This is a genomic window from Pseudomaricurvus sp. ABR4_320 (assembly GCF_056159445.1).
In genome coordinates, this window is sequence record NZ_JBSWVF010000001.1 from 320,013 (window position 1) to 333,051 (window position 13,039).

Annotated in this window: 7 protein-coding genes; 1 reads left to right on the forward strand and 6 read right to left on the reverse strand. The window is 46.8% G+C overall.

The window, feature by feature from the left end; translation table 11 throughout:
• Positions 1 to 17 precede the first annotated feature (17 nt).
• Positions 18 to 4,535, reverse strand: coding sequence for a hypothetical protein (locus tag ACXAFR_RS01355; protein WP_475171049.1), 4,518 nt, complete (start codon positions 4,533 to 4,535; stop codon positions 18 to 20).
• A gap of 804 nt (positions 4,536 to 5,339) precedes the next feature.
• Between ACXAFR_RS01355 and fbaA the strand changes: the two genes are divergently transcribed.
• A complete protein-coding gene (gene fbaA / locus ACXAFR_RS01360; protein WP_475171050.1) occupies positions 5,340 to 6,419 on the forward strand; it encodes a class II fructose-bisphosphate aldolase in 1,080 nt (359 codons plus the stop codon).
• Positions 6,420 to 6,529: 110 nt separating this feature from the next.
• Here fbaA and ACXAFR_RS01365 read toward each other — a convergent pair whose 3' ends face one another.
• From ACXAFR_RS01365 to ACXAFR_RS01385, 5 genes are all read right to left on the reverse strand, one after another.
• On the reverse strand, positions 6,530 to 7,108 hold the full coding sequence (locus tag ACXAFR_RS01365; protein ID WP_475171052.1) for a hypothetical protein: 579 nt from the start codon (positions 7,106 to 7,108) through the stop codon (positions 6,530 to 6,532).
• Positions 7,109 to 7,283: 175 nt separating this feature from the next.
• Entirely contained in the window at positions 7,284 to 8,801 is a 1,518-nt protein-coding gene (locus tag ACXAFR_RS01370) for a DUF3360 family protein (protein ID WP_475171055.1), read from the reverse strand.
• Between the two features lie 542 nt (positions 8,802 to 9,343).
• Entirely contained in the window at positions 9,344 to 9,676 is a 333-nt protein-coding gene (locus ACXAFR_RS01375; protein WP_475171058.1) for a YnfA family protein, read from the reverse strand.
• Between the two features lie 278 nt (positions 9,677 to 9,954).
• Positions 9,955 to 10,716: a glutathione S-transferase family protein gene (locus ACXAFR_RS01380; RefSeq protein ID WP_475171062.1), complete on the reverse strand. Its 762-nt coding sequence runs from the start codon at positions 10,714 to 10,716 to the stop codon at positions 9,955 to 9,957.
• 65 nt (positions 10,717 to 10,781) lie between these two features.
• Positions 10,782 to 12,977, reverse strand: a complete 2,196-nt coding sequence (locus ACXAFR_RS01385) for a PQQ-dependent dehydrogenase, methanol/ethanol family (RefSeq protein ID WP_475171065.1) — start codon at positions 12,975 to 12,977, stop codon at positions 10,782 to 10,784.
• Positions 12,978 to 13,039: the final 62 nt, after the last annotated feature.

The window sequence follows — 13,039 nt, forward strand, 5'->3', positions numbered from 1 at the left end:
GTCCATTTGGTTTGACTCTAGCGTTCGAAAATATCTCGTAATGAGTGAACGCTCGTCATCACTGCCGTCAAACTTCCTAAAAAGCCCAACACAGTTGCTATGATGACATAGAGAGAGTCCCCCGAAAACAAAGCCAATGCTGCTAGAACAAGCAGCAATACCAGAGTGATCGGTAAACGATAATCTTGCCAATTCCCCTGACTGCCCTCTTTTAACAGGCTGCGCAAGGTACTGCCAGACTCGGCACTTTGAACAAACGTACAAAAGCTTTGATTAACAATACGAATGCGGCCTCGCTTCACTTTAATCAACCCCGCCAGCGCTAGCTTTTCGAGCACTTGATGATTGAGTGGATTGACGCGGCGAAACTTTGAGAGATGGTAAAGGACCAATTTTTCCGAAGGCGATAAGGTACACCAAAGATAACGATACAAGGATTCCACTTTGTGCAGAATAAACCGAATAGATTGCCATTCACCGGTCACCTTGGTTGTATCATCCAGATCCAGCCAACGGCGATTGTCATAGTTCGAGGAATCCGACATATCGCCGATGAAGGCGGCTTCGATCGCAGGCATGGCTTTTACTTCTCGCGCTAAGAAGCCCGGATTGAGATCTCTGATGAGATTCATGGGTAAGTTGATCGTAAAATCCATCAGGCATTTCGCCCAGGAAAACTGCTCAACGGCGTTAAGCTGATATGCAACACTGGATTTATCTTGCCCAAGAGTATCGATGATCGTCAAAGATTGCAGGCTCTTCATGCTGGCATAAATAGTAACTTTCAACAATTGCCCATCCAATTGTCCCTCGTCTTGATCGCCGTTTCGTCGCTGCCCCTCAAGAATGAGAGACTTTAACTCTACCAAAAACTTGAGCAGTAACTTTCGACTCTCCGGCTGAACTAACGCGGCATCGAAGTCCGATAAATAAACATAGTGGGCCCCTAGCTCAGGGTCCGATTCAATATTTAATCGTAAAATTGGCAGTAGACTCTCATTTTCATCATCCACAAGCTGCTGTAACAGGGAGGAGCGACTGAGTAGCCATCCGAATTCTGAATGGGCGTTGGGATTTGATCTATGATGATCCACCAACCAATCCAAATATGGGGCCGGCGCAGGCTCCTCACCCGTTTCTATGACCAGTTTGGGTCTTTCTACCGAGTGGGCTTGATTGGAATAACTACTTTGGACGGACTGATCGTATAGGTTTTCCAGATGCCTAAGGAAGTCTTCTGTACCGTAAATCCGAGAAAATAATATTCTGCGAACAAAGAATATCCAAAACGAAAATAGTAAGCCTAGAATCACCAGCAACGAAATGAGATAGCCAACATGTATATCGCGAGGCTCAACGCCTCGCGTTTCTAAAGGAAATTGCGTTTTATTAACCATGTAACGAACGAACCAATCCGGAAAACTGGCAGAACGCGTAAGTGAGCTAAAAGACCCAACATCCGATGGCATGACCGTATCCAGACCATCACTCGACTTCTTAGATGCCTCACCGTTCTCGTTTCCACTATTTGATGAGTCGATTCCTAGTAGTCTAAATGGATCTTGGTTTTTAATTGTAATCGAGTTGGTAAATCTCGCAGTAGCATCGGCGCGGAACTGCTCTTTTTGTTGATTTTCCCACGCTGTAGATATTTTACCGTAATACCATCGAAGGGCGGAAGAAGATGTTTCTCCTGTCTTAAGCATATAAAAACTTAGTATTGAGCCCAAAACCACAAAACAAATAATAAGAATATCTAATCCTTTATTCGCAACAACAAATGGACTGCCCCGTCGATATTGAGTCGATCTGTAATAGGCGCGCCAGTATTCAGCTCCCCCCCATAAAAGCACCATAAGCATACAACTTAGTGGTAACGCCAATCGCCAGGATTGAAACGCTGAGCCGCTCGGCATCAAATGCATATCAATGGAAAAACCAACCCAATAGCCTGTAATTAATGCGGCTAACCAAACCGATGAAAATAGAATAATACGCCGACGATTAATCGTTTTTGGTATATTTAAATACTCTTTAATTCGCCCCGTCCCCCACTGCCAGCGAATCAATGTTAACACTGTGTAAATAGAAAATAGGGGTATTAACAAACATAAGAAATTGTATAAAAATAAATTCGCAAAATAATTTTCCATACTCTCGCGCGGATGAAAAACAACGACAACCCATTCATCAATAGGTGTCGATTGCACTAAAAACCAGCCGGCATAGCCATGATAATAGCCTTCAACCATTGAAATACTTGAAGGCCTACACTCTGCTCTATCTCGATCATTGTTGTCAGCACAGATTTTCGGTATCGATGAATCCCGAGCACTATCGAAACCGGCGCGTATCCGGTGATGCAAAGCACTGGTCCCGCTACCAGATTCAAAAAGGTTTTCAATCAAAACTCTTTTACTGTCCCAGTGAAAAAGCACATCACCGCTATCGCGATGAACGACCATAAACTGGAAATCCTGTAAGCTCTCGCGGTTATAGTTTTCTATTTGACTTAAACTTGGAATCGATATATCTGCGGCAACCACATAATTTTTAACTAAGTTTTCCTGATTCGAGCGATCATCCTCAGATCTATACATCGCTCCTAGAGGCTGTGACAGGGTTGAACCCAAGGTGCCATCGGATTTATTACGTAATCGTTGTATAAAAAATGGTACCTTTTCTAATAAATCACTACCTGCTTTTTGATCATCTCCAGAAATATTTTTTACTTCAATATCCCAAAGGTCATCGAGCGTTGCCCGTTGAAAATAATCTCTTGTAGATAGATCTCGTTCTCTAGGAAAACTGTTTTTCTCTATATATCGAATTGCTGGATAGACTGTCTTCCCATCTTCATTTAATAATACAACCGAAAGGATTCGGTTTTGAGAATAGGCGCTTGATTCACTAACATCGAAGTATTGTTGTATCGGCTCTAACTCATTGCCTCCATTTTCTTTTTTACCCTTTTCTGGATTATTAACTTTTTTTATAAAATTAACACCAGGGCCAAATAAATCTACAAAATAGTTTTTATTAGGCTCACTCACTTTTTCTAAAATATCGTCGGCACAATAATTTTCTGAGTCTTGATGATAGGTTTTTTCTAAACTGTTCAAATCACCATAGCCATAGCAGCTGTTTGTAAACCCAACCGGCTTCGTATCATCAGAAAATTTAGCCTGCAATTTTTCATTTTCAAGACAATCAATTAGCGCACCTTTCTTTTCGTTTTTTGAATTAGCAATGCAGGAAAAGTAGTTATGATGAGGAACAATCTGCTGAATAATATTGCCAATTTCATTCCCCATATTTATCGTCGCCTTTCTAGCAATTGAATAAGCTCTGGCATCTTTTTCAGACTTTTCTAGAAAGGTTTCATAACCTGCTAGCAACAAGGCCAATATCATGGCAAATAATGCGTAACCGCTGGCCATGGTAAATTTGTAGAAGACTGTACTAACCGGCGTCAAATTTGATGACATGTATAGCTTAACCATTGCCCATATGAATGCAAAAAATACGACAACAATAGAGACAAAAGCTATCTTACGACGCTCGCCTTGTATAGATTCTAGGTACTTGGTTGGTAGAATAGCGACAATATGTAGGGTTTGGTTAGATTGAATATGTGCCAACAATGAAGTGCCGTTATTAGGCCCATCGTTGTCGCTTTCTGAGGAGGTATTCTCAGAACCAGAGGTCACTATCGACTGATAAAATGGCGTATCGAATTTAAATGGGTAGAGAAACAGTCGATAATCGCCAGGATTTAGATCAATATCTATCGCATAGCTGTACCCAGGCAATTTTGAACCGATTTCATCGTCATTTAGTTTGTTTTGTCTATTTGCCAACTTAAGCCAATCACGATTCATAGACGTTGATACGTTTCGACTGATTTCTTCCAAATTCTGAATCGAAAGAACCCTGTTGGTGCTACTGCTTACTAATGCTTCATTTTGATCATTTACAACCAAATAATGACTGATTCCTTCGCTTGGGGCAGGTAAAAGATCTCGCTCTACAAGCGAATAACATCCAGTTAGATTTGTATGAATAACCTCAATATATAATTTTCCTCCGCTCGCCTTAACATCTAATTTAATATCTTTCTCGGAAGGCAGACTGTTCTTTAGGTCGCTCGAATCCTCCGTCTTCTTTTCGGTGTATTTCGGTTTTTTAGTGCCAGCACTTCCTTCAGAGCCAACACTTTTTTCATTGCTAATCTGACTTTTACACGACGATATTTCATCTTGAAAACTCGGAAAAAACTGCTGAATTTTTCCAGTCGTCGCGCCGTTGTTAAGCAACTTATACAATTGCTCGTAATTGTTATTGAGTTCCTGAGCAACTTCAGAAATAATGCGAAAATAGTTGTGATTAACTGCCGCTTGGTTTTTCTGGCGATGTTCGTAATAAAAGAAGATAAAGAGAATTAACGACAAACCTAAGATAAATAAAGAAGATCGAAAATATTTAGGTTTGGTATCCGTTGAACGTCTGTTTTGAGTTGTTTCAGACCCATCCATGGCATTCACCCTATTACCATTTTGAACACCGCTGCTTAGTAGCGACCCATCAAAACTTCATTGAGCGTCAACTCGACATTATTACCCAGATAACGACAGCAAGCTGATCAAAGGCCTCTCGAAAGAGGATTCGCTGCCAGAACGTACTAGGCCAATTCACTATACCCCCATGGCCAAAATGAGGCTATATGGCGATTCGGGATTAGGCGTCAAATGGTAATATTCACCCTCCTGATGCCTGCCAGATTTCGCCAGACGGCGCATTGTCAGGATTTACACGACAGGTAAGGCAGCTTTTTCGACATTTCATCGAGGCGTGATCGCGGAAAACTCAGCAGTCCCTAGCGTAAAGGCAACTGATGCGAATTTTCGCGGTCCTAGTACCCTTAGCCAATGCGTAGGCTGAACGCCTGTTTCGGCGACTGTTCTCAACTAATACCTTAGAATCAGATCCGAGGTTCTGGGCGCTATTCAGACCGTTTGAGAATCCTTGCTGGATGAGCAAATGAGAGACATTGCGGTATCATCTGCTTTGCATATACCATTGGCACTTGTAAAAGAACCTGACCAAAAGCTATCCTTTTGATTTTCATATGTTTTTATGCTTAACAAGCAATGAAATTCACTTGGCGGTAGCCTGGCTGCCGAAAGCAGCCCTGTTTCGCAAAGGACGATGCGTTACGATCAACGGAAATTTCCGTTAACCCTTAGATGATGATTCATATGCCCCCTTTTTCTTGCCCTCTCCCCCCCAATCTATATGGGTGAGTGCTCCGTAAGTTATTAGCCAACAAGGAGATTTCTATGTCTGAAAAATTATCATCCCTCATTAAGCCCGGCGTGGCCACAGGAGACGATCTACAAAAGATCTTCGAAGCCGCCAAAGCCGGCAACTACGCCCTGCCCGCCGTCAACTGTGTGGGCTCTGACTCTGTCAATGCTGCACTGGAAACTGCAGCGCGGGTTAAATCTCCCATTATCATTCAGTTCTCTAACGGCGGCGCGGCATTCGTTGCCGGTAAAGGGCTGAAACTTGAAGGCCAGGGCAATGCCGTTCTCGGTGGTATCGCTGGCGCCTTGCACGTTCATGCGGTGGCAGAGGCCTACGGCGTGCCAGTTATTCTTCACACCGACCATGCGGCGAAAAAGCTGTTGCCATGGATCGACGGACTGCTAGACGCTGGCGAAGAACACTTCGAAAAGACCGGCTCTCCCCTCTACTCATCTCACATGATCGACCTCAGCGAAGAAAGCCTGGAAGAGAACATTGAGATATGCTCAAAGTACCTCGAGCGCATGAGCAAGATGGGCATGACGCTGGAAATCGAACTGGGCTGTACCGGCGGTGAAGAAGACGGCGTCGATAACACCGACATGGATAACTCCATGCTCTACACCCAGCCAGAAGACGTTGCTTATGCCTACGAGCAACTGATCAAGATCAGTCCTAATTTCACCATCGCTGCCGCCTTCGGTAACGTTCACGGCGTCTACAAACCCGGCAATGTCAAACTGACACCAAAAATCCTCGAAAACTCTCAAACCTACTGTTCCGAGAAATTTGGTTTAGGCAACAACGCGCTGAACTTCGTTTTCCACGGTGGTTCTGGATCTTCGGCGGACGAAATCTCGGAAGCCATCAGCTACGGTGTGATCAAAATGAACATCGACACTGATACTCAGTGGGCTGCGTGGGACGGTATTCGCCAATACTACATTGCGAAGGAAGGCTATCTGCAATCCCAAATTGGCAACCCAGACGGCGAAGATGCGCCTAACAAGAAGTTCTACGACCCTCGTGTCTGGCTGCGTAAGATGGAAGAAAGTATGTCCGTTCGCCTGGAGCAGGCCTTTGCAGATTTGAACTGTTTGGATCGCTACTGATCTTACAGTTGCGGGAGAGGCGCTACGCTTCTCCCGAAATCATCATATGCACCACAATCCTTTGCGCTTTGCATTCCGCGATCGTTTAAAGTGCTATTACCACGCTTACCTTAAGAACACTCAGATATTTGGATAGTCAAATCCCTCAAGGAATTACCATCGGTGTCAAAGTATCTGGCTGACACTACCCCTCCTTTTTGCAAGATCAACCTCGTCAACTCAGTTTCACAGACATGGCCTGTCAGCTCGGATTGATTTTCTCTTAAGAACACTGCTTTATCGAAATTCGATCTTTCAAAGTTCAACAGAGAAATTTCGTATACCAGAGTATTTTCCTCTACGAGCACCTTGTCGAAGTAATAACCGGGTTTGCTTTCGTAAGGTAACAAGCTAGAAAGCCCGTGAGCCATTAAATCCAGCAAATAGTCTAGAGGAAGCCTTGTAAGGCTTTTCTCTTGGGACTCGTCTGATTGTTCGCCTGGATGAGCTATATTTTCCTGATTTGGATCGTAATAAAGGTCTAGTGATCCATCAGAATCGTTACTCGATAGCTCGCTATCGGGCGTCGTTTGAGCGGTGAGTAAGTACCATTGCTCTTGGAGAATAGGATCAGGACGACCTGCTTTAATTTGCTCAGCATTCAGAGCGACTACTACAAGTGCGATCAACAATATTCTTGGAAAATTCATCGGCAAGTCCTTGCCATGCTATGAATTAATTCGCCTTCCCAATGGAAATAAATCTCTATGACCAATATAACGTTAAAGCTATAACGTTAAAGCAGAATCTTTGAAGATATGGGCCGAATCCACTTGGCCCATACTATAAGACTTATATTTGAGCGTGTAAAACACGCTCAAATCATTATCTGAATTGTGTAAGAATCGCCGGAATACCGGGTAATAAACCAACCAACGCCATCACACTGGTCAACACCAAAAACATTATTCCGGGGACAATCCACCGACTCATGGCGGTCAATCCTGAGCTGCGCTCTTTACAGCCAATCAGCCCCAAATTATCCAGCAGCATCGTCAATGACCAACCAAAAGCCGGGTTTACCAATGAGGAGGCAAACACCACGATGGCCGCAGACTGAGTGGTTTTACCCTCACGAGTCATTTCCATGCCCGCTTCTAGCAATGGAATGAACACCCCCACAACCAAAGCAACACAGAGGACCGGTTCCCAAATCGCCAGATCCATTGGGTAGCCCCATACGCCCGCGATAATACAAAACAGTGCTGTCAGTAGCGCACCTGCCGGAATCGGACGCTTGGCAATTGCCGCAGGCACAATGTAGGTCCCCCAGGACGAGGTAAAGTTAGCGCCCCCCATAACGGAACCCACAGTTTGCCGCAAAGACGCGCTGACCATTGTGTCATCGATGTTCATGTGCACTTTTTCGGTCCGTTCCGGGTAACTGATTTTCTGGAAAACCTGATGCCCCAGAAAATCCGGCGACCACATCGCCACCGCCAATACAGCGAAAGGCAAGACAACAATAAAGCTCTCCAGCGTCGGCAACCCGAGCATCCAGCCGGAATTTTCTCCCCACCAGTACATTGGATTCATGTTGGGTAAACCAGGTGCTGTTTCAAAATGGAATGGCGCTCCCAAGGCAAACGCGATTGTACCACACATCAAACAACTTAAGGGAACGGCTAACCAACGCTTTTTCCAATGCTCTAAGAGCGCGTACAGCAATATCGTGGACAGAATTAACACAAATGCGATATATGCCATGTTTATGGTTTCTGCCCAGGCAAAGAGTTTTTTCACCTGTGCCGCCGTACCAACAAATCCTAGATAGAGCAGCAACCCACCGCAAACCCCTTTACTCGTCAAATTCGCCAGCAAACTGCCACCCTTACTGATCGCCAGCAAAAGGCCGAAAATACCAATCAATAGGCCAAACGCCATGGGGTGCCCACCGGCAGCTACAACCATGGGAATCAACGGGATCAACGGACCATGGGTACCCGCCAAGTTGGCCGTCGGCAATAAAAACCCTGAAAATAAAACAATAAAAATAGAGACGATGATCAGTTCGTAGCGAACATTCTCTAGAACGAAGGCGTCGCCCAATCCGAGCGGCGCAGCAAAAGTTGCCGCAATGGCGCCCACCATAACCACCTTGCCGATGGTTCCCGCCATGGCGGGAATCGTATCTTCCCACTCAAAGCGATAATCTCGGAAAGGCAAGTTAGGACGCCAGCGCTTTGGCGACATGATTTGCAATTCATACTCCAAATACTCATCGCGACTGTTAAAGTCTGAACTGGGCCGATGATGACTGGCGTAATCGCTCTCGACGAACTTGCTATTGTCAGGCTGTGTCGCTGCTTCCGGCGTAACACCAAACGTAGTACCACTTGTCATTATATCTCCACGTTTTTAGGTATTTTATAAAAGAGAAAATGCGCTTCTGATTTAGAAAGGCAAGCTGTTAGTGATCCATCACGGTATTAACATCTCAACACCTTGATCACTAGGATGCATCGAGAACCGATTCGACAAAATCGGCTCAACGAATTCGTTGGATTATGTTTATGTCGCCCGAAGGGCAAAAAGATTTCAAAGAATCTTCCGTCGCGGCGAAATTTATCGCGGTAACTGGAAAGCGGTCAACTGGTTTATCGGAAGATTCGAGAATTCCGGAAATCAACGGGATTATTTTTTAGAAAAATCGCCGTATCTATTTGATATTTATAATCTTTTTAGAACCAAAAAGCAGAGTTAGACTATGGTCTAGGGTTTTTGAATTTCACTCGGGTTCGCCCTTTTATGGAATTGAACTTTCATTTTTTGACGAAATATTGAGGATAAAACCAGCCGCCCTTTCCATAAATTGCAGACTGATTCTGTGCGAAAGAACAGCGTAGACGCGAACTTAAAGGCAGGCTGTCGAATCGTAAAAACAATTAGGGTACTCGAGGCGCAAACATGATAATCGCCATACCCAGCAAGGCAACTGTCGAGCCTGTCACGTCCCATATTGTGGGGCGGACACCATCGACACACCACAACCATATTATGGCTACAAATATATACACACCACCATAAGCGGCATAAACGCGACCTGTAGCGGTGGGATGCAAGGTTAATAACCACGCAAAGAGAGTCAGATTCAAGGCAGCAGGAATTAACAGCCAAATCGATTTATTCTCGCGCAGCCAAAGATACGGCAAATAACAGCCGAGAATTTCCGCCATGGCGGTGAGCAAAAAAAGCCCTAGGGTTTTTACTTCAAGCAAACGCCTACTCCTGCAAGCAATAAGAAAGGATACGAGTAGGTAGACGCGATAGAAACGCTCTCAGTAAATGCCAGTAAACGACCCACCACATCGTTTGCCGATTGTAGCTGATCGCGCCATTAGCACCCAAGAAATGTCATCAACGGCTTAGTCAATCGAGGGTTGATCGGGATGAATCCGTTAGTAGAATCCACAATGGAGGAAAATACTGTCTATTGCATGTTCTGAATCGTGACCGCTCTCAGTACCAGACCGTCACGATTCGACAAACGACCGGGTTACCGCGCCTCCCCAGTAAACGTCCGCAGCGCTGGGTTGGTATGGTCTGGCATCGCCATGGCGCCTTTTACGCCGTCCCGCGCCAGCATACGCTCACGCCATTCGACCAGCCTAGGTGCCACTTCTGGAATCTGCATTTCCGGGAACATCCGATCAACCATCATACCGCAATGGCAGAAAAAATTGATATCCGCCAAGGTGTAGTCATTACCTGCCAGCCACTGGGTTTTTCCCAACTGCTCTTCGACTTTAGCGATGGCGATCTCAATTTTGCTGGTGGCATACGCTAACTGCTCTTCACTAAAACCGGATCGCGCAGTCCGCCACTTTTCGCGCTGGTCCGGCAGCGGAATACGTGCCATCAACTCCTCAAATTCACCGCTATCAATGCCTCTTGCAATCACACCCACCATTCGGTGCCAGCCGTGCATAGAGACGTGATTCATAACATGCTCATCCACAAATTTATTCCAGTAGCGCATGCGGGCTCGCCCCGCGGGGTCTAGTGGCCGCAATGGAATTTCAGGAAAAACGTCTTCCAGATATTCATTGATGACCGTGGTGTGCGTAATGATCACACCGTTGTGATCCAGTACAGGGACCTGCCCCTCGGGATTAATCGCCGTAAACCAGGGCTGATGTTGTTCAAATTTGTGCAGATCGACATACACACTCTCGAAAGGCAATTGCTTTTCCTTCAAGGGAATCATGGACTTCAGAGAATTGGCGGCGGGTTCCGCATGATAATATTTCAAGGTCATCAACGTGCTTCCTTATTATGTTCAAATGTGCTCATCGGCCATGGTTATTGGCGCTTATGGGCGTTCTATTGGGATTGCGAATTCGGGGCTGACGCAGCCACAGCGCTCTCTTCTTCCAGGACCTTGTCTTCGTTGGCCCGTTTGATCACGTACTGTCGAATGTCTTGGATTTGCTGAGTGGAGAGCACGTCTTTCCAGGCGACCATACCTCGCTCTTCGAGCAGGCCATCGTGCACAACAGCGTTCCAGCCATCCTCTGTGAACAGCAAGCCGGAGCGGCGTAAGTCCGGTGTAATGGCTCCGCCAATGGCGGCGTCGCCATGGCAGACCGAGCAATAGCGGGCAAAAAGGCCTTTTCCGTGGTCAACCGTGTCAGCACTGGCAGTGGTCGGTGGCGGGTCGAGCAGCAATTGATGCAGAGCAGGTTCCGGCGGCAACTGCTGGTCACCATTCAGTTTGAAAACCAACAGTCGGGAGATGTTGCGAACCGGGCCTGAAACATCGGCCAAGGCGCCTGTCGCCAGCGTCCAAACACCGCCCCACCCCGCCAGAATGGCAACATACTGTTCACCGTCGATGGTGTACGTCATAGGCGCGGCCACGATGCCGGTTTGTGCCGGATACGACCACAGCTTGCTGCCATCCTTAATGGAATAGGATGCAAACTCGCCACTGGCGTTACCCTGGAAGATAAGATCTCCCGCCGTTGCCAGAATTCCCCCGTTAAATGGACCGGGGAAGTCAATGCGCCAACGCTCCTTCTGAGCAACAGGATCCCATGCAATCAAGGCACCGGCGGTGGCGTCTCGCAACTCATCCCGCACAGATAGATCCGCTGGAATTGCTGCAGCGCCCATATCAAGACCAACGTTAAAACCGAGCTTTGCCGACTTCCACGCCATATCAGGGAAATAGGGAAAAGCAACGATGTTGGCCGGAATAAACACCAAATTTTGGTCTGGGTCATAGGCCATGGAATGCCAGCTGTGCGCACCTGTTGCGCCGGGCATCACCACCGATGGCTTGCCAGTTTTATCATAGCGTGCGTCCATGGTTTCAATTGGCCGTCCGGAATCAGGGTCAATCCCTTCAGCCCAGGTGACGGGCACAAAATTGTTTGCCGAGATAAACTCACCTGTCTCCCGGTCAATCACGTAGAAAAAGCCATTTTTAGGTGCCTGCATCAGCACCTTGCGCTCTTTGCCGTCGATGGTCAGATCCGCCAGCATGATGTGTTGCGTGGCGGTAAAATCCCAGGTTTCCCCGGGAGTGGTCTGGTAATGCCAGACGTATTCGCCAGTATCCGGTCGAATCGCGACGATGGACGACAAATAAAGATTGTCGCCACCACCCGGAGAGCGGTAGGACTGATTCCACGGCGAACCATTGCCGACGCCGATGTACAACATATCGAGCTGTGGATCGTAGGCCATGGCATCCCAAACGGTGCCCCCCCCTCCAAGTTTCCACCACTCACCATTCCAGGTGGACAATGCCGATTCCAGATAATCGGGCTGAGGACCGTTGGCGGGGTTATCCGGAACCGTATAAAAGCGCCAGAGTTGCTCGCCCGTCTCTGTGTCGTAGGCAGAGATGTAGCCTCGAACGCCCATTTCAGCGCCTCCGTTACCGATAATCACCTTGCCTTTAACCACCAGTGGCGCGCCAGTAATGGTGTAAGGCCAGGCGTTATCCACGGTATTTTTGGTCCAGATAACCTTGCCACTGTCTTTATCGAGGGCAATTAACCGACCATCAAAGGTACCAAGGAACAGTTTGTCACCAGCGGCAGCCAGTCCGCGATTCACGACATCACAACAACCGTACACGGCGGAATGCCCGGGGACTTCCGGATCATAATCCCAAAGGGGCTCCCCCGTTTTGGCATTGTAAGCTTTCACTTTGGACCAGGCGGTTGTGACGTACAGCTTGCCGTCGATTACGAGAGGCGTCGCTTCCTGGCCCCGGCGGGTATCCAAATCGGCGAACCAGGTCAGTCCCATCTGATCAACATTCGAGGTATTGATGATATTTTCCGGACTGAATCTTTGCGCATCATAAGTGCGGTTGTAGGTGAGCCATTCCGACGTGTTGGCAGACGCATTGTCGAGGTCAGACTGCGCGACTCCAGACACCTTTTCGAGGGACTTTTCAGCGACTGCCGGTAACGCGGCAGCGGTCGATTCAGATTCATTGGCATCCTTTTGCGAACAGGCACCAAGACTTACCAGAACAGTGAAGAGAACTGCTTTTTTAAACATCGTTATTATCTCCGGGTTTATGCATCACCCACGTTATTTTTTTACAACACATGGCCACTCAG

Bases quoted from the DNA above. Each gene is read 5' to 3' on its own strand.
- ACXAFR_RS01380 (WP_475171062.1), bottom strand. From the start codon at position 10,716: ATGACCTTGAAATATTATCATGCGGAACCCGCCGCCAATTCTCTGAAG.
- ACXAFR_RS01355 (WP_475171049.1), bottom strand. From the start codon at position 4,535: ATGGATGGGTCTGAAACAACTCAAAACAGACGTTCAACGGATACCAAA.
- ACXAFR_RS01385 (WP_475171065.1), bottom strand. From the start codon at position 12,977: ATGTTTAAAAAAGCAGTTCTCTTCACTGTTCTGGTAAGTCTTGGTGCC.
- ACXAFR_RS01370 (WP_475171055.1), bottom strand. From the start codon at position 8,801: ATGACAAGTGGTACTACGTTTGGTGTTACGCCGGAAGCAGCGACACAG.
- ACXAFR_RS01365 (WP_475171052.1), bottom strand. From the start codon at position 7,108: ATGAATTTTCCAAGAATATTGTTGATCGCACTTGTAGTAGTCGCTCTG.
- fbaA (WP_475171050.1), top strand. From the start codon at position 5,340: ATGTCTGAAAAATTATCATCCCTCATTAAGCCCGGCGTGGCCACAGGA.